Raw genomic sequence first — 26,089 nt, forward strand, 5'->3', positions numbered from 1 at the left:
GTCTTAAATTTTGATGGTTAAAGTGACAACTATTAATGGAGAGGAAGGCGTCCGATAACAGTAGCGCATTCTTATTAAGAATTCATCTTCGCAGAAAGGAAACATCATGAGTCACCACAAGCCAGCTACGATTGCCGTTAGAACGGGCATCGAATCCGATACTCAATACCGTGCCGTTGTGCCACCGATCTATTTGTCGACGAACTATGGTTTCTCTGCCTTTGGTGAAGTGCCTAAATACGACTATACCCGCTCAGGCAACCCCAATCGTGGCCTACTAGAGCAAGCGTTGTTTGAGCTTGAGTCTGGTAAAGGCGCGGTGGTTACAAACTGCGGGACATCGGCACTCAACTTGTGGGTTTCTGCTTTTTTAAGTCCTGACGATCTTATTGTAGCCCCTCATGATTGTTATGGCGGTACCTACCGTCTTTTCAATACTCGAGCGAAGAAAGGGGATTTTAAAGTCCGCTTTGTCGACCAATCCGACAGTGCTGCACTGGATGCGGCGTTAGCGCTTAACCCTAAGCTGGTGTTGCTTGAAACACCTTCCAACCCGCTCGTGCGTGTGGTGGACATCGCGGAAGTGTGTGAGAAAGCCCATAAAGTGGGTGCGTTGGTGGCGGTCGATAACACCTTTTTGACACCAGTGTACCAAAAGCCTTTGGAGCTGGGGGCTGACTTTGTGATTCACTCGACAACCAAGTACATCAATGGGCATTCTGATGTGATTGGCGGTGTGGTGATCACCAAAACCGAAGAGCACGCAACAGAGCTAGCATGGTGGGGGAACTGCCTTGGTGCAACCGGCACGCCATTTGACAGCTATATGACGCTGCGTGGCATCCGCACCTTGGGGGCACGTATGCGCGTGCATGAAGAAAGTTCGCAACAAATCCTCTCTTATCTGCAAACTCAAGAGTTAGTCGGCACCATTTATCACCCGAGTTTGCCAGCGCATCCCGGCCATGAGGTTGCTAAAAAGCAGCAATCGGGCTTTGGCTCGATGTTGAGCTTTGAATTTGCTGGCAGCTTCGAGCAATTGAAAGTGTTTGTGAAAGCGCTAGATTTATTTTCATTAGCGGAGTCACTTGGTGGTGTCGAAAGTTTGGTTTGTCATCCTGCTTCCATGACTCATCGTGCGATGGGAGAGGAAGCGCTCGCAGAAGCAGGCGTCACGCAACAGTTATTGCGTTTATCCGTGGGGCTGGAAGATGCGCAAGATCTGATTGCCGACCTCAAGCAGGCCTTTCAACAAGCGAAGGAGAGCTGTTAATGAGTCAAGTTCGACAACTGCACAAATTTGGTGGAAGCAGCCTTGCGGATCCGGATTGCTATCGTCGTGTGGTGAACATCCTCAAAGAGTACTCGGGTGACAACGATTTAGTGGTGGTGTCGGCAGCGGGCAAAACCACCAACCGCTTAATTGAATTTAGTGAGGCGCTGGAGAAGGACGGCCGTTTGGCTCACGAAGCATTGCAAGCTTTGCGCCAATATCAAACCGGCTTGGTGGAAGCACTGATCGCGCCGAACCAGCGTAGCGAGCTGCTTGATCAACTTGCTGATGAGTTCAGCACGTTGGCCGAGCTCTCCGCACCACTCACAACCGCGCAAAAAGCAGCGATCTTAGGCCATGGAGAAGTGTGGTCGTCGCGTCTACTGGCTGCGTTGTTGAACCAACATGATCTGGCTGCGGTGGCTCAGGACGCGCGTGCGTTTTTACGGGCTGAAACAGGCACCCAACCTGAAGTGGATCGAGCTCGTTCTTATCCTCTGATTAAAGAAGTGTTGGCGCAGCACTCACATCGCCGTGTGGTGATCACCGGCTTTATGGCGCAAAACCAAGCCGGCGAAACGGTCTTATTAGGGCGCAATGGCTCTGACTACTCTGCTACCGTGATTGGTGCGCTGGCGGAAGTGGCTAGAGTGACGATTTGGAGTGATGTGGCTGGGGTGTACAGCGCCGACCCTCGTTTGGTCAGTGACGCTTGTTTGCTGCCGTTACTGCGTTTGGATGAAGCCAGTGAACTTGCACGCTTAGCCGCTCCAGTCCTACATAGCCGAACATTACAGCCAGTGGCACAAAGTGCCACCGAGCTTAATCTGCGCTGCAGTTACACGCCTGAGTCAGGTTCTACCCGTATTGAACGCGTGTTGGCGTCTGGGCGCGGTGCCAAAATTATCACCTCGCTTGATGATGTTATGTTAGTGCAGTTGAACTTCTCTGCCGGTCATGACTTTGATCGCCAGCAGCAAGAGGTATTGCGTGCACTCAAACGCGCGCAGTTGGAACCATTGGCGTTTGAAGCACAAAAAGATCAATTTAAGCTGCGCTTAGCGTATACCACAGAAATTGCTGGTGGCGCTTTGGCACATCTGCAAGAGTTGGGTTTGGCCGCCGAGATCAAGCTGAAAGAGGGTTTTTCGCTGGTCGCCGCTGTCGGGGCTGGAGTCACGAACAATGCCAGCCATTGTTTTGGTTTCTACCAACAACTGAAACACTCTCCTGTGGAATTCATTTCTGAAGCTGAATCAGGATTGAGTTTGGTTGCGGTGATGCGCCGAGTCGATATTCCGGTACTGGTGAAAGCGATCCATACCCAACTATTTCAAGCCCAGAAGCGTGTGGCATTGGCCCTGTGTGGTAAAGGTAATATCGGATCCAGTTGGTTATCTCTGTTTGCGCAGCAGAAAAATGAGTTGGAAAAACGCCATGGTATGAACTTTGAGTTGGTGGCCGTGGTGGATAGCCAAACTTATCTGTTCAATGAACAAGGTTTAGATGCCGCAGCAGTACACGCGCATTTTGATGATGACTCGGTACCGAATGATGGGGCCAATTGGTTACAACGATTGAGTTCAATCCAAGACTATGACGAAGTGGTGGTGTTGGATGTCACGGCCAGCCGCGAGTTGGCAGCGCAATATTTGGATATTGCCCATCAAGGTATGCACCTCATTTCCGCGAATAAAATTGCGGGCTCAGCGAGCAGCGATTACTACTACCAAGTGCAAGATGCCTTCAGCAAAATTGGCCGTCATTGGTTGTATAACGCAACTGTGGGTGCTGGCTTACCGATTAATCACACGGTGAGAGATTTACGCGAAAGTGGTGATGAAATCGTGGCACTTTCTGGCATCTTCTCTGGCACGCTCTCTTGGCTGTTCCAGCAGTTTGATGGTTCAGTACCGTTTGCAGAGCTGGTTGATTTAGCTTGGCAGCAAGGGCTCACTGAACCGGATCCTCGCAGCGATTTAGATGGATCAGATGTGATGCGTAAGCTGGTGATCTTGGCTCGCGAATCAGGCCTAGACATTGAGCCTGAAAACGTGAAAGTGGAATCTTTGGTGCCTGAAGAGCTTAAAGAGCTGTCTCTTGACGATTTCTTTGACCAAGCCCACTTATTGAGTGAGCGTTTGCAAGAGCGTCTAACTAAGGCGCAGCGTCAAGATCAGGTGCTACGCTATGTTGCTCGTCTAGAAAAAAATGGTAAAGCTCGTGTCAGTGTTGAAGCGCTACAAAGAGAGCATGCTTTGGCGAACTTGTTGCCGTGTGACAATATCTTTGCCATTGAGAGTAAATGGTATCGTGATAATCCTTTAGTGATTCGAGGCCCGGGGGCTGGGCGTGAAGTGACTGCTGGCGCAATTCAGTCTGATCTCAATCGCTTAGCTGGCTTGTTCTAAGAGAAGACGGATGATTTGATAGGGACCCAAGCGGTCCCTTTCTTCTACTTGAACTATGCTCATTATGAACTTGAGAAAAATTCATAATCACAAGGTTGACATTAAATCGTATTCAATACATTCTGTGGACATATAGACGTCTAAACGTCGATTTAAGGATTGAGATTTATTTTGTGGCGAAGGGTCACAGGGAGAGGAAGATGGGATACACGCACGCTAGTCATATCGACGCTTTAAATCAGAATATCGCTGAGTTATCAGACAATATCAACGTTTCCTTTGAGTTTTTTCCGCCAAGTACGCCGCAAATGGAAGAAACGTTGTGGAATTCGGTGCATCGTTTAAAAACACTGCAGCCTAAGTTTGTTTCTGTGACTTATGGTGCGAATTCAGGTGAGCGTGATCGCACACACTCAATCATTAAAGAGATCAAAGCGCAGACGGGCTTAGTTGCTGCTCCACACTTAACCTGTATTGATGCCAGCCGTGAAGAGTTGATCAATATTGCCAACGACTATTGGGCGAATGGCATTAAAAATATCGTGGCACTGCGAGGTGATATTCCTCCTGGTGGTGGTGCGCCAGATATGTATGCGTCGGATTTGGTGACGCTACTTAAGTCATTGCACGATTTTGATATTTCAGTGGCAGCGTTTCCAGAAGTGCACCCAGAAGCGAAAAGCGCTCAAGCGGATTTGCTCAATCTAAAACGTAAAGTGGATGCCGGAGTAAACCGTGCAATCACACAGTTCTTTTTTGATGTAGAAAGTTACTTACGTTTCCGCGATCGCTGTGTGGCGGCAGGCATTGACGTTGAAATTGTCCCTGGCATTCTCCCAGTTTCTAACTTCAAGCAAGCTTCTCGCTTTGCTGCGCAGAATAACGTTAAAGTGCCTGGTTGGATGGCAAAGCAGTTTGAAGGCTTAGATGATGATCCTGTGACGCGTCAGCTTGTGGGTGCAAGTCAGGCCATTGATATGGTTCGTATCCTAAGCCGTGAAGGCGTGAAAGATTTCCATTTCTATACCCTAAACCGTGCAGAAATGACTTACGCGCTTTGTCATACCTTAGGGGTTCGTCCAAAGAAAGCATAAGTTGACTTTCCATCTCTCCCTCATATAAAAACGGCTCCCTTATCAGGAGCCGTTTTGCTATTTCAAATCATCACCGCCATATTGCCTAGCGTATGTGGCTGGTGGATTAGCCGAGGATATCCAGTTCGGCTAACACTTCTTCTGCCCAGCGTACCCAAGCTTCACGCATCATTAAATTACGGCGTAAGGTGAGGCGCTCTAGGCGGCCTTGCTTATCCAGTGTCGATGGTGTCGCGTAGTACGCGGCTTCAATTTCTTTGTAGTGTGAGACAAGCTTGCGAGACTCTTCTACTAACTCAGCAAGCTGAGCGCGGTAAGGTGTAGAGGGTTGTACTGAGCAAGCCATCAGTTTTGCTGAAAACTCGTCGCGTACAGTTGGGTGGGCTGTCGGTTGATCAAACCACTCACCTAATGCTGAGCGTCCAGCGTCGGTAATTGAATAAACTTTGCGATCCGGCTTGCCTTCTTGCGGTTCCAATACACAAGTTACCAGCTCTTTCTCTGCCATTTTATTCAGCTCACGGTACACCTGTTGGTGACTTGCTTTCCAAAAGTAGCCGATAGAAGCGGAGAATTCTTTAGTGATATCGTAACCGGTCGCATCGCGAGTGCTTAAAACGGTTAGAATTACGTGTGGTAATGACATGTCTTCAATCCAAATGGTCAATAAACTTATGAACAAGCTGCCTGCACGGCGTTTACATTCTTGTTGATGCAATTTGTTTATATGCAGTCAGCACCAACAATGTTGGTCCTGTCACCTTTAAAGCCGTTTATCACCTAGGGTGGATGGAGCGATTCCATCAGACTACGGAAATAATATTTGATGTGTGATCCGCAGCGGATGAGTAGTATATCTAAATAATAAGCATAAAGTGGAATAGCAGGACAATATTACCCAAAAAACTAACAAAATGCTCAGTAGTGATATTTTGTAGAATAAAGTGCTTTTAATGTGCGTCATTTGGTTTTTAATGTAGCTTGATGTTCTGGTTTTTTGTTGTTGTGCTTACATAATGATGGTGATCTGGAGCACAGAATGAGTAATTTTTATAAAATGCCAGCAAGAACGAATCGTGGCTGAAATGAGTCCTTGAAACGCCTGATGATGCTTTCCTCTCATTGAGATATGTGGGGAGAGAATATCAGTGACAAGATGAAAAATGGTATGAGGCCATTGAAGAGTAGGGGGCAAGGATGGGCTCTGAAACAAAAAGAGCTGGCGTAAGTCGCCAGCTCTTTTACGTCTCAATGAACTTAACCGGTGTTACGCATACCAGCGGCGATACCCGCGATGGTCACCATCAACGCTTCTTCAAGCTCTTCCGATACCACGCCAGCTTGACGAGTGCGGTAAAGCAATTCTGCTTGAAGCATGTTTAACGGTTCGATGTAGATATTACGTAGTCGAATAGACTCTTGACCCCAAGGATCGCTTTGCATCAAGTTCTCGTTGTTTTCTACGTTAAGCACCGCTTTGATGTCGCTTTGTAGCTGATCACGTAAGCGATCACCAAGAGGTAGCAGCGATTTGTCAGCGAGACGTTCATCATAGTAACGAGAAATCTCACTGTTACACTTGAGGTACACCATCTCAAGCATGCCCAAACGCGTGGAGAAAAATGGCCATTCACGGCACATTTCTTCTAAAAGCGCTTGATGGCCTTTGTCAATCGAGTACTGAATCGCTTCACCAGCGCCTAACCACGCAGGCAATAGCAAGCGGTTTTGGCTCCAAGAGAAAATCCAAGGAATCGCACGTAGGCTTTCCACACCACCATTTGGGTTACGCTTAGCAGGACGAGAGCCTAGTGGCAGTTTACCCAACTCCAGCTCAGGTGTTGCTTGGCGGAAGTAAGGGACAAAGTCTGGCTCACCACGAACCACACTTCGGTAGGCTTCACAGCTTACTTGCGACAGCACTTCCATCAGATCGCGCCACTCTTGTTTTGGCTCTGGTGGTGGCAGCAAGTTGGCCTCAAGGATCGCACTGGCGTACATGTTGAAGCTGTTAACTGCCACATCAGGCAAACCGAGTTTGAAGCGAATCATCTCACCTTGTTCGGTTACGCGTAGGCCGCCTTTCAAGCTCTTTGGTGGTTGAGATAGCAGCGCTGCATGAGCTGGCGCACCGCCACGACCAATGGTACCGCCACGGCCATGGAATAAGGTCAGCTCAATGCCTTCTTGTTCAGCGACGTTCACTAAGGCTTCCATCGCGTGGTATTGAGCCCAGCCTGCCGCCATTACGCCGGCGTCTTTTGCTGAGTCGGAATAGCCGATCATCACCATTTGATGGTTTTGAATAAAGCCACGATAGAGGTCAATGCTCATCAGTTGTTTGATCACCGCTTCGGCGTTGTTTAAATCGTCGAGTGTTTCAAACAGTGGGCAAACATCCATGCGATAAGGGCAGCCTGATTCTTGCAGCAATAGGTGCACAGCGAGTACATCAGAGGCTGTTTTGGCCATCGAGATGACGTAAGCCCCAAACGCTTCACGAGATTGCGCGGCAATGATTTTGCACGTATCGAGCACTTCTTTGACTGGCTCTGAAGGTTGCCAATCACGCGGTAGTAGAGGGCGCTTCGATGACAATTCATTGGTCAAGAAAGCGATTTTGTCTTGTTCGATCCAGTGATTGTAATCACCAATGCCTAAGTAACGTGTCAGCTCTGAAAGGACATCAGCATGACGGGTGCTTTCTTGGCGAATGTCTAGGCGAACAAGATGTACACCAAACGCTTTGACGCGACGCAGTGTATCGAGCAGTGAGCCTTCTGCGATCATGCTCATGCCACATTCACGTAGTGACTGATAACAGGCAAAAAGAGGATCCCAAAGTTGCTCAACGCTTTGCAGTGGCGCTTTTACCGCCAGCTTCTGGCCGTTAATTTTCGCATCCAGGATCTCTTTGGTATCACTCAGCAGCGTGCGCAGTTGTTTCAAGATGGCGCGGTAAGGCTCGTGTTCATCTTCCCCTGCCAATTGACGAACGGTGTCGTTGCACTTGGTCATTGACAGCTCGCTGATCAACTCATTGATGTCTTTGAGGTAAAGATCCGCCGCTTTCCAGCGCGAGAGGAGTAACACTTCACGTGTCACAGTATGGGTCACAAATGGGTTGCCATCTCGGTCACCGCCCATCCAAGATGAGAAGTGAACAGGGCGAGCATCGATTGGCAAGCCTTGGTCTAGATAGTCTTTGAGCTTTTCATCGAGTTCACGTAGGAAATCTGGCACCGCTTCCCAGAGTGAATTTTCCACCACGGCAAACCCCCACTTCGCTTCATCGAGTGGCGTTGGGCGCTGCTTGCGAATCACGTCTGAGTGCCAGCTTTGTGCGATAAGTTGCTCGAGGCGTTTTTCTGTCTTGTGGCGCTCTTTGTAAGAGAGATCGCTCAGCTCCAACTTAGACAGACACTCGTTGATTTTGACCAGTTTATTGATCATGGTGCGGCGCGTGATTTCAGTTGGGTGCGCAGTCAGAACCAACTCAATGTTCAATTCACGAATCGCTTGGGCGGTATCGAGTTTATTGATGCCGTTTTGACCAAGCTTGGCAAACAGCGTATTGATCGCATCCGGCTCACACACGTGTGCATCGCAATGGCGAGAGATGGTGTGGTATTGCTCGGCAATGTTGGTCAAATTCAGAAATTGGTTAAAAGCGCGAGCCACCGGAGTGAGTTGCTCATCTGGCAGGCTTTTGATTTCTTCAATCAGGTTGTTACGATCAGCCTGATTGCCTGCGCGGGCAGATTTGGAGAGCTTACGAATGGTCTCCACTTTCTCTAAGATTTCGTCACCGTGGGCTTCTTGAATGGTGTTACCCAATAAGTGCCCCAACATGCTGACATTACTCTTGAGCGCGGCGTATTTCTCGTTCATTGTCATCCTGCCTCGTAAAAAAATTACATCCATTGTTCCTTGTTAAGCCACCAATCTAGCGAAATTTAATATATTTAGTCAAATAAAGCAGACTAAGTTTGCAAATATTCGCTCGCTGTTCTGACTTAAAGCAAAGTATTGCTTTGTAAATAAACGATATTGAAAATTTATTACAATTTATAAGGCAGAGTCGCTTTAAGCAACTCTGCCGACATGTAACTAAAAACAGTATTTGCGCATTGCTTTACTGAGCACATCAATTGTCGGGTCGATAAAGTCAAACGCCAGAAATTCATCGGGTTGGTGAGCTTGGTCGATAGAGCCCGGACCCAGCACCAGCGTGGGGCAGAGCTGCTGCAAAAATGGCGCTTCGGTACAGTAGTTCACGGTTTGTGATGGTGTACCACAGAGATCTTCGATGCCATGAATAAAGGGATGATCATGTTGGCACTCGTAGCCTGGGATCGGATCGTGCAGCGGCACGATCTCAATCCGCCCCGGCCATTTTGCTTCAACCTCTTTTAGTGCCCCACGCAGCAGATTATCCAAACCGTCGAGACTAATGCCAGGAAGAGGCCTTACGTCATAATGCAATTCACAGCAACTGCAGATGCGGTTGGCACTATCGCCCCCATGAATATGACCAAGATTCAGTGTTGGAGAAGGGATTGCAAACCCTGGATTATGATACTGCTTGATTAACGTATCACGCAGTTGCATCAGCGCGAACAGTACTTCATGCATGATCTCGATGGCATTGACCCCTAATGATGGATCAGAAGAGTGGCCCGATTTCCCTGTGACTCGCACGACATTGGCGACATGGCCTTTGTGTCCACGTACGGGTACTAAACTCGTTGGCTCACCAATGATGCAGTAGTCCGGTTTAAAAGGAGTATGTGCACTAAAGTGACGCGCACCGAGCATGGTGGTCTCTTCATCGCACGTCGCCAGCACATAAAGGGGTTTATTTTGTCCTTTCCAATCCATGCGCTTGGCGGCTTCATAAATAAAAGCAAAAAAGCCTTTCATGTCGGCGGTGCCCAAACCATAGAACTTGTTGTCTTTCTCAGTGAGTTGGTGAGGGTCAAAGCTCCAGCGGCCTTGATCAAAAGGCACCGTATCACTGTGTCCTGCCAGCAGTAGTCCGCCCTCTCCCTGACCTTTCTGTGCCAATAAATTGTATTTACCTGGTTCGACTTCGGTTACATCCACATCAAAGCCCAACGCGGCAAACCAGTCGGAGAGCTTTTCGATCACCGCTTGGTTGCCTTGGTCCCAACTTGGGTCGCTAGAGCTGATGGATGAGGTGGAAATTAAGCCACGGTAAACATCAAGAAAACTCGGTAATTGCATAGATTATTCACTTCCCCTGTTGACAGTTGGGTAACAAAAAGGTAAAACACATATTAACTCATATTTAATGAATAAAAAATCAATATAAAGCAAATTTTAAATATGAATAGTCACTTTTACACTTTCTAAGTTTACGGATGTACTGAGATGTTAAAAACCACAATCATAGGTGCCAGCGGTTACACAGGCGCTGAGTTGGCACTGATGGTAGAGAAACACCCTGAGCTCACGCTAGCAGGTTTGTATGTATCCGCCAATAGCAGTGATGCCAGCAAGTGTATTTCTCAACTGCATGGCAAACTCGCGGGTGTGATTGAAATGCCCGTGTTGCCGCTAACGGATCCGCTCGGGGTAGCCCAAGACTCTGATGTGATTTTTTTGGCGACGGCACATGAAGTCAGCCATGACCTTGCTCCGCTCTTTTTGCAGCAAGGTTGTCAGGTGTTTGATCTCTCAGGTGCATTCCGTGTGAAAGGCGATGATTTCTATACTCAGTTTTACGGTTTTGCACACCAGCACAGTGAGTGGTTGGACAAAGCGGCATATGGTTTGGCTGAGTGGAATGAAGAAGCCATTAAAGCCAGTCAATTGGTGGCGGTCGCAGGGTGTTACACCACAGCGGCACAGTTGGCGATTAAGCCGTTGTTGGCCTCTCAGTTAGTGGATACCAATCAATGGCCGGTGATTAATGCAACCAGCGGTGTTTCTGGTGCAGGTCGCAAAGCGTCGATGACAAGCAGTTTTTGTGAAGTCAGCTTACAACCTTATGGCATTTTTAATCACAGACACCAACCGGAAATCGTTCACCATCTTGGTTGTGATGTGATCTTCACGCCTCACCTTGGCAACTTCAAACGTGGCATTTTGGCGACGATTACTATGAAGTTGCAGGATGGTGTGACGAAAGAACAAGTCGCGCACGCTTTTGCGCAAGCCTATGATAGAAAACCTGCGGTGCGCCTTAAAGGGGATGTTATCCCACGCATTCAGGATGTCGAATTTACCCCATTCTGCGATCTTGGCTGGAAGGTTCAAGGTCAGCACATTATCGTGATTTCGGCCATCGATAACCTATTGAAAGGGGCATCGAGCCAAGCGATGCAGTGCCTAAATATTCACTACGGTTTTTCACCACTAACAGCCTTGCTGTAACGCTTTGGGTAAGGAAAAGAAGATGACACAACCAAGCTTAAATCCTCTTGTAATCAAACTAGGTGGTGCGGCGCTATCGTGCAGCCAAACCTTGAGTCAACTATTTGGAGCCATCGCGAGCTATCAACAAAAAGAGCAACGACAAATTGTGATTGTGCACGGTGGCGGTTACCTAGTGGATGAGCTGATGGAAAATTTACAACTTCCGACAGTGAAGAAAAACGGTTTACGTGTAACACCTTACGATCAAATTCCGCTGATTGCAGGCGCGCTCGCAGGGACTGCGAACAAATTGCTGCAAGGACAAGCAATGGCGGATGGTCTGAATGCCATTGGATTAAGCCTTGCCGACGGTGGTTTATGTCAGGTTGAAGAGTTGGATCCAGAGCTCGGAGCGGTGGGCAAAGCGACGCCAGGAGATTCAAGCCTGTTGCAAACGATTTTGAACGCAGGCGCCTTACCGATCATCAGCTCAATTGGTTTAACAGCGCAGGGGCAGCTCATGAACGTCAACGCCGATCAAGCCTCCGTTGCGGTGGCTGGGGCATTAGACGCACAACTGGTTCTTCTGTCTGATGTGAGTGGGGTGCTTGATGGCAAAGGGCACTTAATTAAGAGCTTAAATCAACAAGAAGCCGATGCCTTGATTGTAGGCAAAGTGATTACCGATGGCATGATTGTCAAAGTCCAAGCTGCCTTAGAAGCCGCAAACGATTTAGGGCGTGCGATTGAAGTCGCAACATGGCGCTATCCAGAAAATCTGGAAAAACTGTTTGCCGGAGAAAGTATCGGTACCCAGTTCTTACCTGCATAACTAATTGAATGAAAAGTTAACTCAACAAAATTAAGAAGTCGTATGGCACTGACCGCCGAGTGCAGGCCAGACAAATGGAGAATGGAAATGAGCAAATTAAATGTCAATAAAGTGGTTGTCGCTTACTCAGGCGGTTTGGATACGTCAGTGATCATTCCTTGGTTAAAAGAGAACTACGATTGTGAAGTGGTGGCCTTTGTAGCGGATGTGGGTCAAGGCGAGGAAGAGTTGGTTGGTATCGAAGAGAAAGCCAAAGCTTCAGGCGCTTCAGAATGTTATGTCGTCGATCTTAAAGAAGAATTGGTCGCTGACTACATCTACCCAACGCTGAAAACGGGTGCCTACTACGAAGGCAAATACCTATTGGGTACGTCCATGGCGCGTCCGGTGATTGCCAAAGCACAAGTTGAAATTGCCCGTAAAGTGGGGGCAGATGCACTGTGTCACGGCTGCACCGGTAAAGGGAATGACCAAGTGCGTTTTGAAGGCGCCTTCGCCGCATTGGCCCCTGATCTGAAAGTGATCGCACCTTGGCGTGAATGGGATCTTGTGAGTCGTGAGCAGTGTTTAGACTACTTGGCTGAGCGCAACATTCCTTGTGCTGCATCGTTGACCAAAATTTACTCTCGTGACGCGAATGCGTGGCATATCTCTACTGAGGGTGGCGTACTAGAAAGTACCTGGAATGCACCGAATGAAGATTGCTGGGTATGGACCATCGATCCAGAGCAAGCGCCGAATGAAGCGGAATTCGTTACCCTACAAGTTGAAAAAGGTGAAGTTGTGGCGGTGGATGGTGAAAAAATGACACCTTACAACGCACTGGTTTACCTCAACGAAAAAGGCGCGAAGCATGGTGTTGGTCGTATCGACATCGTAGAAAACCGTCTGGTTGGCATGAAGTCTCGTGGTTGTTATGAAACCCCAGGGGGCACCATCATGATGGAAGCGCTGCGTGCGGTTGAGCAGTTGGTGCTGGACAAAACGTCTTTTGAGTTCCGTGAAGAACTGGGTTTAAAAGCATCTCACCTTGTCTATGATGGTCGCTGGTTCACACCACTGCGTAAATCGATCATGGCTGCGGCAGATGAGTTGGCACAGGATGTCAATGGTGAAGTCGTGGTGAAGCTGTATAAAGGCATGGCTACGGTGACGCAGAAGCGTTCAGACAACAGCTTGTACTCTGAAGAGTTTGCCACCTTTGGTGAAGATGAAGTGTACGATCACAGCCATGCTGGTGGCTTTATTCGCCTGTATTCGCTCTCAAGCCGTATTCGTGCGTTGAACAACCAAAAGAAATAAACACGATTATTGTTTGACAATTACAAGGCTCAGCAGGCATCTGCTGAGCCTTTTTTGTATGGAAGGTTTAAAAATAATCATGAATAAATATGTAAAAATAATGAATTTATACTTTATTTTTTGGCGAGTTTATCGTAACGTGGGCACATAACAATACCTGCTTCCTTACCATGTATGGGCAAGGGGCGAGCAACACACTTACACCGGTTAGCAATAGTCATCAGGAGAGACGCAATGGCATTATGGGGCGGAAGATTTACCCAAGCGGCAGATACCAGGTTCAAAGATTTTAACGATTCGCTTCGCTTTGATTACCGACTGGCCGAGCAAGACATTGTCGGCTCTATTGCTTGGTCTAAGGCGTTGCTGTCAGTCAATGTGCTGAGCAAAGAAGAGCAGCAAAAACTGGAGTTTGCGCTTAACGAATTGAAACTTGAGGTGATGGAAGATCCTCATCAAATTCTTCATTCCGATGCGGAAGATATCCATTCTTGGGTCGAACAGCAGCTCATTGGAAAAGTGGGTGACCTGGGTAAAAAGCTTCATACTGGTCGCTCGCGTAATGACCAAGTAGCCACCGACCTGAAATTATGGTGTCGCCAGCAAGGGCATCAGTTGCTGTTAGGATTGGATAAATTGCAGACGCAAATGGTGAATGTGGCGAAACAGCATCAAGCCACGGTCCTACCAGGTTATACGCATTTACAACGAGCTCAACCTGTGACGTTTGCACATTGGTGTTTGGCCTATGTGGAAATGTTTGAGCGTGACTATTCGAGATTGAGCGATGCACTGACTCGTCTTGACACCTGCCCGTTGGGATCGGGAGCGTTAGCGGGTACCGCTTATCCGATTGATCGTGAGCAACTGGCACAGGATTTAGGGTTCCGTCGTGCGACACGCAACTCACTGGATTCGGTTTCTGATCGCGATCATGTGATGGAGTTGATGTCAGTCGCCTCGATCTCGATGTTGCATTTATCTCGTCTTGCGGAAGACATGATTTTCTACAACTCTGGCGAGTCGGGCTTTATTGAGTTAGCCGATACGGTGACCTCAGGATCGTCCTTGATGCCACAAAAGAAAAACCCTGATGCACTAGAATTGATCCGTGGCAAAACGGGCCGCGTGTATGGCTCTCTTGCGGGCATGATGATGACGGTAAAAGCCTTACCACTGGCGTACAACAAAGACATGCAAGAAGACAAAGAAGGGCTGTTCGATGCCCTCGATACTTGGAATGATTGCATGGAGATGGCCGCGCTTTGTTTTGATGGCATTAAAGTCAATGGAGAGCGCACCCTTGAAGCGGCGAAACAAGGTTACGCCAACTCGACGGAGCTGGCCGATTACTTGGTGGCCAAAGGGATTCCATTCCGCGAAGCACACCATATTGTTGGCGTTGCGGTGGTCGGGGCCATTGCACAAGGCTGTGCGCTTGAAGAACTATCGCTTGAGCAACTGCAATCTTTCTCTCCAGTGATTGAAGCCGATGTTTACCAAATTCTGACCATTGAGTCGTGTCTTGAAAAGCGCAGTGCGCTAGGAGGGGTATCACCAAAGCAAGTGGCGTATGCGGTTGAACAAGCGGACAAGCGCCTTGCAGCACGTGATACTACGTTAGTTAAGGTACGTCCTGCGCGCATCACCGATATTGAAACCTTAGAGAGCATGGTGGCTTACTGGGCAAACTTAGGGGAAAATTTACCACGTACACGCAGTGAGATTATCCGCGATATTGGTTTGTTTGCGGTGTCTGAACATCAAGGCTTGGTGACGGGGTGTGCATCCCTTTACATCTACGATTCTGGTTTGGCAGAGATACGTTCTTTAGGCATCGAAGCTGGCTGGCAGAGACAGGGTCAGGGGACAGCAGTGGTTCAATATCTGATTGATAAAGCCAAAGACATGGCCATCAAAAAGCTGTTTGTGCTGACTCGTGCCCCTGAGTTCTTCCTAAAACAGAACTTCGTGCAAACCTCGAAGTCGCTGCTTCCTGAAAAAGTCTTGAAAGACTGCGATCAATGTCCAAGACAGCATGCGTGTGACGAAGTCGCGCTCGAATTTAATTTAAGTGAGCAGATTATTTCTCAGATTAAAGTTGCATAGTGTTTGATTTCATTGGGAATTTAATTTGACTGATAAGAAAGATCAAAAAAGATCGTATTTTATGGGAACTATCAGAAAGCAGTGCAGTCTATAAAGTTACCACTGCTTTTTCTTAGAAATATCTAGGAAGACCCCGACACCGAGATTGGTAGCGGGGTTTTTTTATTTCTGCTTATCACGCTGTTTTTCACTAAGCTTGCGAGCCTGCCAAGGCAAAATCACGTACCTCATCCATAAATGCAAAAAGAGCAAAATGTTAAAAGCAAACCCAGCCACGATCAGGGCAACTGATTCGATTGAGGTGGGGTTGTCTCTAAATGCGAACCACCAAATGATCCAGCATACAACGGACAACACGGTCAATTGATCGAGGCAGCGCTGGCATCGACCTATCTTTTTCCAAAACCAGTGTTGAGAGCAATCGTTACATGACATGTGGTCAATTCCATGGATAAATTGAGTAAAGTTTCATGACAAAACCTGCCGCCTATTAGGTATAGTATAAAAGTAACGTACGGAAACTTAAGTACAATATGAAATAAAAACCGCTGTGAGGCGGTCGTTATTTGCTTGCGGCAAATTTCCTTTGTTCTAGCGTCGAGAATGAGATGAAGATGAAACATCTCATCATTAAACACGACGAAAATTTTTGATAGTTATTAGAATCTGATGTTATGTTTTTGATAGCTATATTCTATTGAGGTGGGTATGAACATTCGCGATTTCGAATACCTAGTGGCTTTGGCAGAGCATAAACATTTCAGAAAAGCAGCTGAAGCGTGTTTCGTGAGTCAACCGACACTAAGCGGACAAATTCGTAAACTGGAAGAAGAAATAGGGACAACGCTGCTTGAGCGTAGCAGTCGCAGAGTGCTTTTTACCGATGCTGGTTTGCAACTTGTTGAGCAGGCAAAAAGCATTCTCAAAGAGGTCAAAACCTTTAAAGAGATGGCAAGTGGCCAAAGTGGGGCGATGACAGGGCCGATGCATATTGGCTTTATTCCAACGCTAGGGCCTTATTTATTGCCAAAAATTGTCCCTCAACTCAAAGAGCGTTTCCCTGAGCTGGAGCTGTTTTTGCACGAAGCGCAGACTCAGCAATTGGTTCGCCAGCTGGAAGATGGCAAGTTGGACTGTTTGGTACTGGCATCCGTTGCTGAAACGGAACCGTTTAAAGAGATTGAAGTGTATAACGAGCCATTAAGTGTTGCGGTGCCATGCCATCATGAATGGGCTGCACTCGAACAACTGGATATGTTAGAGCTCAATGGAAAAACCGTATTGGCGCTTGGGGATGGTCATTGCCTTCGCGATCAGGCGTTAGGATTTTGTTTTGCTGCTGGTGCACGTGATGATGAACGCTTTAAAGCGACCAGCTTGGAAACCTTGCGCAATATGGTCGCTGCGGGGGCTGGGATTACCTTGCTGCCGGAGCTCTCGGTACCAAAAGAGAAGCAAAAAGATGGCGTGTGTTATATCAAAGCGGTCAATCCGGTGCCTTCTCGAACGATCGTGGTGGTTTATCGTCCAGGCTCTCCACTGCGTGCGCGTTTTGAGCAGTTGGCAGCAACCATCAAAGAACTGCTCGTCAACGGCTCAGAACAGTAATGTTTGTTGCGCCAATAAATAAAAAGGTTGCCCCCAGTGGCAACCTTTTTTGTGTTTGATTGGCTAACTTAGAACAGTGCTTCTTCATCACTGGAAGAAGAATAGATGCTTTCTTCTTCGACGCTAGAAACATACTCAGTTGGCTCTGTCCCTTTAATGAAGTACTCAAACATAGCGCTGTCATCGGTCTTGTTGGTTAATAACCCTGTTTCACGATCGATGCGTACACGAACGATATTCGCGGGTAACACTTTTTCATGTTCAGGCACGCCCTCTAACGCCAGTTTCATGAAGTCAATCCATGCTGGCAATGCCGTTTTCGCTCCAGATTCTGCCCCAGAGGTTTGTTTACCATCTAAATTGGCGTTAGTGGTGGTTTTACCAAGCGTGCGGCTATGGTCATCAAAGCCCACCCAAGAAATCGCGACCACACCAGGGCCATAACCGTTGTACCAAGCGTCTTTGGAATCGTTGGTTGTGCCGGTTTTACCGCCGATATCGCGTCGGCCCAACGTTTGTGCACGCCAACCTGTGCCATTCCAACCTGTGCCTTCACGCCAGTTACCGCCACCCCAGATGTTGCTGTACATCATTTCGCGCATGATAAAGGCATTCTGCTCGCTGATCACTTGCTTGGCAAATGGCTGAGTGATCTCGGTGCTTTCACCATTCTCATTCTCTACAACGGCCTCCGTGGCCACAGTGCAATCTTGCTGACAGATGGTTTGCGGCTGAGACTCAAACACGACATTGCCATAAGGATCTTCAATATGGCTGATGTAATAAGGCTCTACATAGTAGCCTCCATTGGCAAAAACCGAGAATCCCTGTGCCATTTTCATCGGCGTTAAACTACCGGCACCAAGTGCTATGGTTTCTGAACGTGGAAGCTGATCCAGTTCAAACCCAAAGCGAGTGAGGTATTCACGAGTTTCGTCTAGTCCCACTTCTCGCAGAGTACGAACTGCCATGACGTTTTTCGACGTTGCTAAGCCGATACGTAAACGGGTTGGGCCAATATAAGTCGGAGGTGAGTTCTTAGGGCGCCATGCCGTACCTTGGCTCTCATCCCATTTGTTGATTGGTGCGTCGTTGATCAACGTGGCCAGAGTCATGCCTTTATCAATCGCCGCCGAGTAAATAAAGGGTTTGATACTCGAACCTACTTGGCGAACCGACATGGTGGCACGGTTGAACTTGTTGTGAACAAAGTTAAAGCCACCCACGAGGGAAAGTACCGCGCCATTATCAGGATTCATGGCGATAAAGGCGGTATTGGCGTTAGGCACTTGACTTAAGTGCCAGCTTTCCTGGCTTTCGCCTTTGTCATCGGTAGTCACTACTTTGCGGACCCAAATTTGCTCGCCCGGCGCTAAGATGTCTTGGGCTGAGTTCGGTGCGCTGCCTTGACGTTCATCGGTGATGAACTTGCGTGCCCAGTTCATGCCTGACCATGCGATGGTTTGGCTTTGTTCGCGTTTAACCCAAATGGTGGCGTTTTTGCCTTCAACGTTGGTCACAATCGCTGGAATCAATTCGCCGTAAGTCGGTTGGTTACTCAGATGCTCGTCCATCTTCGCTTCATCCCAAGCGGCTTCACCTGCTTTCCACAGAACACTTTCTTCACCACGGTAGCCGTGACGCTCATCGTAGGCCAACAAGTTGTCAATCGCGGCTTTGTTGGCTGCAGCTTGGAGCTTGGAGTCGATGGTCATGTAGACATTCATTCCTGACGTATAAGCTTTCTCTTCGCCGTACTGCTGTACCATCCATGCTCGCGCGAGCTCAGCCACATAAGGCGCACTGACCTCGATCTCCGCGCCATGGAATTGAGAGATTAATGTTTCCGCTCGTGCTGCGTCATACTCTTCTTGGGTGATGTATTTTTCATCCAACATGCGCATTAAGACGACGTTACGACGATTGGTTGCGCGTTCTAACGAATAGATAGGGTTCAGTGTCGATGGTGCTTTTGGCATACCCGCCAAAGTCGCAATCTCGCTTAAGGAGAGAGCTTGCAAATCTTTGCCAAAATAGACGCGCGCTGCCGCCCCAAAACCGTATGAGCGATAACCAAGGAAAATTTTATTAACGTAAAGCTCCATGATTTCCTGCTTGCTCAGCAGTTGCTCAATGTGGATGGCAATAAAAATTTCTTTCACTTTACGCATTAACTTCTTCTCATTCGAGAGGAAGAAGTTACGTGCCAATTGCTGAGTAATGGTACTTGCACCCTGCTTAGCGGAGCCTGACATCGCGACAACCAACGCCGCTCGGGTGATACCAATCGGGTCGATACCGTAATGATCATAGAAACGACTATCTTCAGTCGCGATCAGTGCGTGGATCAGCGATTGAGGAATTTGGTCGTAGGTCACTGGAATGCGACGCTTTTCACCAAATTGCGCAATTAATTTCCCATCTTGGCTAAACACCTGCATCGGAGTTTGTAACTCAACATTTTTGAGTGTCGCCACATCTGGCAGTTCTGGCTTAACGTACTGATAAAAGCCAAAAATTGTTGTGACTCCAAGAATTATGCAAATTAATGCAAATATAAGTAAACGCTTTATGAACTTCACCGGAGAATCCCTGTTTAGTTGAGGCTGTATGACGGCAAACCCTTGTACTCTAGGCTAAAAAGTTAGCTCTGCTGCTATTAACTCTTATTTGACGGTTAATAACAACCTCTGAGCTAAAGAAAATGGGAGCTGTTTTGAGATGGGTAAACCGTTCGTTACCGGAATTGATATTGGTCATCGTAGCCTCAAGGCTGTCATTCTGAAACCTTATGGAGAGCACTACGCCCTGTTGGGGTACAAAGAAATAATCATTAAAGACGGTATTTTCTCAGATAACCACACTCTGAATCATCAAGAAATTGTCAATAGCCTGAAAGAACTGAAGAAGGAGTTGCCTCTTTTCCGTTATCAGGTGTCACTGGCGGTACCCGATAGTTCAGTGATTAGCAAGATGTTATCGATCGATGCGGAGTTGGATGGTCGAGAACGAGAGTTCGCTATCCTTCAGGCGTTTGCACATCAGTCGCCATTTCCTGTCGATGAATTATCGATTGATTATGTCCAATTGGTCGAAGAAACCAGCAAAACGAATCATAGCTATCAAGTTTACGCCACCAAAAAAGAGGTGGTGGAAAGCCGAGTGCGTGTCGCAGAAGAAGTGGGACTGAAACCCGTGCTGGTAGATGTACATGCGCATAGCCTGTGCAACATCTTAACGTTAGCGGCAGAGCGCCATCCGGACAAAGTCAGCTATTGCTTGTTGGATGTGGGTTATGACACCACCTCTTTGGTGATGTCGCGTCGCAACGAACCCCCTTTGGTTAAAGAATTTGCCTATGGGGTGTCTCACCTTAATGCGTCGATAGGCGACGACCTGACTTCTCCTGATGCTCATGAGAAAACCGACATCTTTAATAAAGAGCTGACAGAGCGAGTTCGTCGGCAATTGCAGTTGTTCCAATCCATGGATAGCCAAAGCAAAGTGAATGGCCTTTGGATCTGCGGTGAAGGCGCGATTACGCCGTTGTTGAGTGAAACTTTGCAGAGAAAGCTGAGTTTGGAGTGTGAAGTCCTTAATCCTCTGGCTCTATTTGAGCAAAAAACGGCGAAAAGAAAGCGCCGTATTGTTGATTGGCACCATTTTTCGGTCGCCGCGGGATTAGCGATTGGTGGCATTCAGTGGCTGGAGGATAGCCATGCAGCATAAGATCAACCTGTTACCTTGGCGTGAAAACAAGCGTGAGGAGCATAAACGTCGTTTTGTCAGTCTGGTCGCATTAGGTGCCTTGATCGCGGTCGGTGTTCAGTGGGGCATTGGCCAGTACTTTTCATACCAACAACGTTTGCAGCAAGAGCGTCTCGATTATCTTACCCACTATATCGCACAGTTGGATCAGCGTATTCAAGCGATGAACATTGCCAAGGAAGAGCATAGCCAGATTCTCGCTCGACTCAAGGTTGTCGAGTCGCTTCAAGCGGAGCGCAACAAAACCACCGCATTTATGAACTTGATGACGGAGCTGATCCCAGAGGGGGTGTATGTCGACAAGATCAAAATGAACACCAACGACGTTGAGTTGGCAGGTATAAGCGATAGTACCGCTCGACTCGCCACCATGTTGGATAATTTGGAACGTTCCTCCTTCCTGAAAGAAGTGGAAATGCATTCGATTGTTCATGACAAGAAGCGTTTTGGTAAGAGCTTCCAGACGTTTACCGTCTCTTTTGTGTTTGATGAACATGCCGATTCTGCCAATACGTTGGCCAAGGAGGGGAATCATGGCTAGTTGGCAAGATCTCGATATCGATGAAATCACAGATTGGCCGATTTTACCGCAGGCGGTGGTTGTCGTGTTGCTGATGTTGATCATTCAAGGTTTTGGCTATTGGTTCTATCTCAAGCCGGAAACGGAAGTGTTGCAAAGGATGGTCACAGAAGAGCAAACGCTGAAAATCTCGGCTCGAATTAAGGCGACCAAAGTGGCGGCATTGCCGCAACTTCAATCGCAACTTGATGAACTGACTCAGCGCTATGAATTCTTACTTAAGCAACTGCCCGTGCAGAAAGAGTTGGCGACGATGCTAGCTTCGGTCAATGAACTCGGCATTCAAAGTAAGCTCACGTTTACACGTATTGATTGGGGGGAGAAGCAAACCAAGGATTTCCTTTACCAACTGCCTTTGAATATTGAGTTAACCGGGGATTATCACGATATCGGTGAATTTTCTGAAGCGATTGCTCGCCTGCCTCGCATTATCAGTTTTACCGATGTGACTTGGCATCGAGTGAGTATGGAAAGCAGCACCTTGCACTTCCGAGTAAAAGCGAACACCTATCAGTTCAAGTCGGAGGCTGTCCATGAGAAGTAGTTTATCGCTCGTCGCTGTGCTGATCTTGCTATCGGGTTGTCGAGCGAATACCGAACCGATGGAAGGTTTTATCCGCCAAGTTGAATCGGAAGCGCGTCAAGAAATGGCCAAGTTACAACCAGAGCGTGAGTACATCCCGATTGATTACTTAGCTCGAGAAAATCGCCGTCCTTTTGAGTTGCCTAAGGAAGCTGTGATTGCCTCTCAACCTGTCGTTAAGAAAGACTGCTGGCAGCCACCATCGCGGGCTAAAAATGGCAAGTTGGAGCGCTATCCACTTAGCCAATTACGTCTGAAAGGGGTGATGGGGAGTGGCAATACCATTGCCGGTCTCGTACAGACCCCTCAAGGCAAAGTGGAGAAAGTACACCCAGGGCAATTTATCGGCCAGAACAATGGCAAAGTGACCGTAGTAACGCCGTCTTACATATTGATCAATGAAACCCTTCCTGATGGTTTAGGTTGCTGGCAGCAACGTAAAGTCAGACTGGCATTGAGATAGGCAAGAAATTTTAGTGATTTGTGAGTTGATGATGAAAAACAAAATCCAATTGTTTCCGGGAATGCTTTCCCAATTCGTCTGCCTGTTGTCTGTTTGCATCTTTACCACTTTTGCAAACGCACAATCTGAAGCAGAAAATGCGCTCAAGAGCATCGATTTCAGAACCAATGCAGCCAAAGATGCGATTATCATCGTTGAATTGGCAACGCCTGCAACCGTGGTGGATTTGAAACCAGTGGCAGAAGGATTGAGCATCGAGTTGATCAATACCTCGGTTAAAGATGAGCAGCTCTATCTGCTCGATGTCAAAGATTTTTCGACCGTGGTTGAAAGTATCGAAGTATTCAGAGAAGTGTCCAAAACCCGTCTTGTTGCGAATGTCAGCGGTGAATTTCGTCACGACTATCGTCTTTCTGGACGCTATCTCGAGGTGACAATTTCTCGCATCAAATCGGAGCAAGAAGCCCGTGAACAAAGTGTGTTGGAAAAAGAAGGCAAGCTGATTTCTATCAACTTCCAAGATATTCCAGTGCGTAACGTTTTGCAGCTTATCGCAGACTACAATGGCTTCAACCTCGTGGTGTCTGATTCTGTCACTGGTAATGTGACGCTGAGATTGGATGGGGTACCTTGGCAGCAAGTGCTCGACATCATTCTTCAAGTGAAAGGTCTAGACAAACGTGTTGAAGGCAATGTTGTGCTCATTGCTCCTCAAGATGAACTGGATTTGCGAGAGAAGCAGCAGCTTGAGAAAGAACGTCTGGCGGAAGAGCTTGGCTCCCTTAAATCGGAAATCATCAAAGTCAACTTTGCTAAAGCGTCAGACATTGCTGAGATGATCAATGGCAAAGAGTCGGTCAGCATGCTGTCAGAGCGTGGTAGTGTGGCGATTGATGAACGGACAAACTCTCTTTTGTTGCGTGAGTTACCCGAAAACATCGAAGTGATTCGAGAAATTATCAATTCGTTGGATATCCCAGTCAAACAGGTACAAATTGAAGCGCGCATTGTCACGGTGAATGAAGGCAATCTTGATGAGCTTGGTGTCCGTTGGGGGTTCACCTCCATCAACGGCAGCACAACCGTCGGCGGTTCAATCGAAAACAACCTAGCAACCATTGGTCTCTACAATGCAGGCAGTGGGAGTGGCAGTGGTGACTCAGGTAGCGGCGGCAGTGGTGATGAAGGCGGGTCGAACTCCATTGATGATTTCCTCAATGTCAATCTTGCTGCGACTTCTGCAAACGCCTCAAGTATTGCTTTCCAAGTGGCTAAATTGGGGTCGGATTTGTTGTTGGATCTCGAGCTATCAGCACTGCAACGCGAATCAAAAGCGGAAATTATTTCTAGCCCTCGTTTGATCACAACCAATAAGAAGCCTGCTTATATCGAGCAAGGTACAGAGATTCCTTATCTAGAGTCTTCCTCCAGTGGAGCGACCACGGTTTCCTTTAAGAAAGCTGTGCTTAGCCTGAAAGTGACCCCTCAGATCACGCCTGACAATCGTCTCGTGTTGGATTTAAGCGTTACACAAGATAGACCTGGCGAAATTGTCAAAACAGGTACTGGGGAAGCGGTTGCGATTGATACTCAGCGCATCGGTACACAAGTCTTGGTCAATAATGGTGAAACGGTAGTGTTAGGCGGTATTTTCCAACACAGCATAACCAATACCACGGATAAGGTTCCTCTGTTAGGCGATTTACCCTTATTGGGTGCGCTTTTCCGCCGTAGCTATGAAAACGTGGGCAAGCGTGAATTGCTGATATTTGTCACACCTAAGGTTATCTTGCAGTAGTGCTGGTGGAGATTTATCGCGAGTGACAGAGCAATTAGATTAAAAATAAAGTTGCAATAGCGGCACCATACCTTGATAATTTCGGGTCTTATCACGAGTATCTGTGAGGAATTGGTGCCACAAGCGCATATTGAATCGGGGTTCATCCGAATTATTCTTGTGGCGATGTCATTGAATTAACGTTGTAAATTACTGCTAAACATGGCTGAGAAACGTAATATTTTCCTTGTTGGCCCAATGGGCGCTGGCAAAAGCACAATTGGTCGATACCTAGCTCAACAACTCCACATGGAGTTTTTGGATTCTGATACTGTTATTGAAGAGCGTACAGGCGCTGACATCTCTTGGGTATTTGATGTTGAAGGTGAAGAGGGTTTCCGCAAACGTGAAGAAGCGGTTATCAATGATCTGACACTAGAGCAGGGTATCGTCTTGGCAACGGGCGGTGGCTCGGTGAAAAGCCGCGAAAACCGCAATCGTCTTTCTGCACGTGGTATTGTGGTATACCTAGAAACGACTATCGAGAAACAGCTAGCTCGTACTAACCGTGACAAAAAACGTCCGTTACTACAAACGGATAATCCACGTGAAGTACTAGAATCACTGGCTGGTGAGCGTAACCCTCTTTACGAAGAGATCGCGGATTACACCGTTCGCACTGACGATCAAAGTGCAAAAGTGGTAGCCAACCAGATCGTAAAAATGCTAGAAGAAAGCTAAGTTAAGTCTTTCTTTTATTGTGGAGTGCAACCATGGAACGGATTACGGTCAATTTAGCTGAACGTAGCTACCCAATCACAATAGGCGCCGGGTTGTTTGAAGATTCGGCGCACCTATCTTCTCTCACTGCTGGACAGAAAGTGGTCGTGATTACCAATGTCACGGTAGCTCCTCTCTATGCGGATAAAATTCTTTCTTTGTTGCAATCTTTAGGTTGTCAGGCCTCGTTGCTTGAACTGCCTGATGGAGAGCAATACAAGAGTTTAGATACCTTTAACCAAGTGATGAGCTTTCTTCTCGAGGGAAGCTTTGCCCGTGATGTTGTGGTTATCGCACTAGGTGGTGGTGTAATTGGTGATTTAGTCGGTTTTTCTGCCGCTTGTTATCAACGTGGCGTGGATTTTATTCAAATTCCAACCACGCTGTTATCCCAAGTGGACTCTTCTGTTGGTGGAAAAACGGCAGTTAACCATCCACTAGGCAAAAACATGATTGGTGCATTCTATCAGCCTAAATCGGTGATTATTGATACCAACTGTTTGAAAACCCTTCCTGAACGAGAGTTTGCTGCTGGTATTGCTGAAGTGATTAAATACGGCATCATTTATGACGCTGAGTTTTTCACTTGGCTCGATGAGCATCTTGATGCGCTGTATTCATTAGATGAACAAGCATTAACTTACGCCATCGCGCGCTGTTGTGAAATTAAAGCCGAAGTGGTGGCGCAAGATGAAAAAGAGTCAGGCATTCGTGCTTTATTAAACTTGGGCCATACGTTTGGACACGCGATCGAAGCTGAGCTCGGCTACGGCAACTGGTTACACGGTGAAGCCGTTGCCGCGGGTACGGTCATGGCGGCACGCACCGCACAGTTACAAGGTATGATCGATCAGCAGCAATTTGATAAGATTTTCTCTATACTTAGCAGAGCGAAGCTGCCAGTACATACACCAGAAAGTATGACGTTTGACGATTTCATGACTCATATGATGCGCGATAAGAAAGTGCTATCAGGGAAACTGAGATTAGTCTTACCAAGCAGTATTGGTACCGCTGAGGTCGTGGCTGATGTGCCTCAAGAGGTCATTCGTCAAGCCATAGAAGATTGTCGCACAATCAATTAATCAAACCTTAAAATAGCTCCATCAGGGGCTATTTTCACAAGGA

20 protein-coding genes are annotated in these 26,089 nt (G+C 47.5%); 15 read left to right on the forward strand and 5 right to left on the reverse strand.

What is annotated here, in order from left to right; genetic code table 11:
* The first annotated feature begins 106 nt into the window (after positions 1 to 106).
* The 3 genes from CIK04_RS07470 (at position 107) to metF (ending at position 4,778) form a co-directional block, all read left to right on the forward strand.
* Positions 107 to 1,273, forward strand: a complete 1,167-nt coding sequence (locus CIK04_RS07470; RefSeq protein WP_017419642.1) for an O-succinylhomoserine (thiol)-lyase — start codon at positions 107 to 109, stop codon at positions 1,271 to 1,273.
* Entirely contained in the window at positions 1,273 to 3,684 is a 2,412-nt protein-coding gene (locus CIK04_RS07475; protein WP_097353327.1) for a bifunctional aspartate kinase/homoserine dehydrogenase II, read from the forward strand. The genes CIK04_RS07470 and CIK04_RS07475 overlap by 1 nt, the downstream gene beginning before the upstream one ends.
* Before the next feature lie 200 nt (positions 3,685 to 3,884).
* Entirely contained in the window at positions 3,885 to 4,778 is an 894-nt protein-coding gene (metF, locus tag CIK04_RS07480) for a methylenetetrahydrofolate reductase (protein ID WP_097353328.1), read from the forward strand.
* 106 nt (positions 4,779 to 4,884) lie between these two features.
* Here the strand turns inward: metF and CIK04_RS07485 are convergent, their stop codons facing one another.
* The 3 genes from CIK04_RS07485 to argE all read right to left on the reverse strand — a co-directional run bounded on the left by CIK04_RS07485 (position 4,885) and on the right by argE (position 10,025).
* Positions 4,885 to 5,424: a PadR family transcriptional regulator gene (locus CIK04_RS07485; protein ID WP_026050202.1), complete on the reverse strand. Its 540-nt coding sequence runs from the start codon at positions 5,422 to 5,424 to the stop codon at positions 4,885 to 4,887.
* A 611-nt stretch (positions 5,425 to 6,035) separates the two neighbouring features.
* Positions 6,036 to 8,669, reverse strand: a complete 2,634-nt coding sequence (gene ppc, locus CIK04_RS07490) for a phosphoenolpyruvate carboxylase (RefSeq protein ID WP_097353339.1) — start codon at positions 8,667 to 8,669, stop codon at positions 6,036 to 6,038.
* A gap of 219 nt (positions 8,670 to 8,888) precedes the next feature.
* Entirely contained in the window at positions 8,889 to 10,025 is a 1,137-nt protein-coding gene (gene argE / locus CIK04_RS07495; RefSeq protein WP_097353329.1) for an acetylornithine deacetylase, read from the reverse strand.
* Positions 10,026 to 10,172: 147 nt separating this feature from the next.
* Here argE and argC point away from each other — a divergent pair, with 147 nt between their 5' ends.
* From argC to argH, 4 genes are all read left to right on the forward strand, one after another.
* Positions 10,173 to 11,177 carry an N-acetyl-gamma-glutamyl-phosphate reductase gene (argC, locus tag CIK04_RS07500; protein WP_097353330.1) on the forward strand — a complete coding sequence of 335 codons (1,005 nt, stop codon included), beginning with the start codon at positions 10,173 to 10,175 and terminating at the stop codon, positions 11,175 to 11,177.
* A 22-nt stretch (positions 11,178 to 11,199) separates the two neighbouring features.
* Positions 11,200 to 11,991, forward strand: a complete 792-nt coding sequence (gene argB / locus CIK04_RS07505; RefSeq protein WP_097353331.1) for an acetylglutamate kinase — start codon at positions 11,200 to 11,202, stop codon at positions 11,989 to 11,991.
* Positions 11,992 to 12,078: 87 nt separating this feature from the next.
* Complete coding sequence (locus tag CIK04_RS07510) at positions 12,079 to 13,293, forward strand: argininosuccinate synthase (protein ID WP_097353332.1); 1,215 nt, start codon at positions 12,079 to 12,081, stop codon at positions 13,291 to 13,293.
* 234 nt (positions 13,294 to 13,527) lie between these two features.
* Entirely contained in the window at positions 13,528 to 15,402 is a 1,875-nt protein-coding gene (argH, locus tag CIK04_RS07515) for an argininosuccinate lyase (RefSeq protein ID WP_017419652.1), read from the forward strand.
* 162 nt (positions 15,403 to 15,564) lie between these two features.
* Here argH and CIK04_RS07520 read toward each other — a convergent pair whose 3' ends face one another.
* A complete protein-coding gene (locus CIK04_RS07520; protein ID WP_045614060.1) occupies positions 15,565 to 15,837 on the reverse strand; it encodes a DUF3624 domain-containing protein in 273 nt (90 codons plus the stop codon).
* 273 nt (positions 15,838 to 16,110) lie between these two features.
* Here CIK04_RS07520 and oxyR point away from each other — a divergent pair, with 273 nt between their 5' ends.
* A complete protein-coding gene (gene oxyR / locus CIK04_RS07525; RefSeq protein WP_026050199.1) occupies positions 16,111 to 17,010 on the forward strand; it encodes a DNA-binding transcriptional regulator OxyR in 900 nt (299 codons plus the stop codon).
* A 68-nt stretch (positions 17,011 to 17,078) separates the two neighbouring features.
* Here the strand turns inward: oxyR and CIK04_RS07530 are convergent, their stop codons facing one another.
* Positions 17,079 to 19,592: a penicillin-binding protein 1A gene (locus CIK04_RS07530; RefSeq protein ID WP_097353333.1), complete on the reverse strand. Its 2,514-nt coding sequence runs from the start codon at positions 19,590 to 19,592 to the stop codon at positions 17,079 to 17,081.
* A 139-nt stretch (positions 19,593 to 19,731) separates the two neighbouring features.
* Here CIK04_RS07530 and pilM point away from each other — a divergent pair, with 139 nt between their 5' ends.
* The 7 genes from pilM to aroB all read left to right on the forward strand — a co-directional run bounded on the left by pilM (position 19,732) and on the right by aroB (position 26,046).
* Complete coding sequence (gene pilM, locus CIK04_RS07535; RefSeq protein ID WP_097353334.1) at positions 19,732 to 20,739, forward strand: type IV pilus assembly protein PilM; 1,008 nt, start codon at positions 19,732 to 19,734, stop codon at positions 20,737 to 20,739.
* On the forward strand, positions 20,729 to 21,319 hold the full coding sequence (locus CIK04_RS07540) for a PilN domain-containing protein (RefSeq protein WP_097353335.1): 591 nt from the start codon (positions 20,729 to 20,731) through the stop codon (positions 21,317 to 21,319). The genes pilM and CIK04_RS07540 overlap by 11 nt, the downstream gene beginning before the upstream one ends.
* Entirely contained in the window at positions 21,312 to 21,902 is a 591-nt protein-coding gene (locus CIK04_RS07545; RefSeq protein WP_097353336.1) for a type 4a pilus biogenesis protein PilO, read from the forward strand. Before CIK04_RS07540 ends, CIK04_RS07545 begins: the two co-directional genes overlap by 8 nt.
* Positions 21,892 to 22,404, forward strand: a complete 513-nt coding sequence (locus tag CIK04_RS07550; RefSeq protein WP_038940290.1) for a pilus assembly protein PilP — start codon at positions 21,892 to 21,894, stop codon at positions 22,402 to 22,404. The genes CIK04_RS07545 and CIK04_RS07550 overlap by 11 nt, the downstream gene beginning before the upstream one ends.
* 13 nt (positions 22,405 to 22,417) lie before the next feature.
* A complete protein-coding gene (locus CIK04_RS07555; RefSeq protein WP_017419660.1) occupies positions 22,418 to 24,202 on the forward strand; it encodes a type IV pilus secretin PilQ in 1,785 nt (594 codons plus the stop codon).
* A 201-nt stretch (positions 24,203 to 24,403) separates the two neighbouring features.
* Positions 24,404 to 24,922 (forward strand): shikimate kinase AroK, encoded by a 519-nt coding sequence (gene aroK / locus CIK04_RS07560; RefSeq protein WP_011079357.1) that lies wholly within the window; start codon positions 24,404 to 24,406, stop codon positions 24,920 to 24,922.
* A gap of 32 nt (positions 24,923 to 24,954) precedes the next feature.
* On the forward strand, positions 24,955 to 26,046 hold the full coding sequence (aroB, locus tag CIK04_RS07565) for a 3-dehydroquinate synthase (RefSeq protein WP_011079358.1): 1,092 nt from the start codon (positions 24,955 to 24,957) through the stop codon (positions 26,044 to 26,046).
* Positions 26,047 to 26,089 lie beyond the last annotated feature (43 nt).

The organism is Vibrio sp. 03_296 (assembly GCF_002265885.1).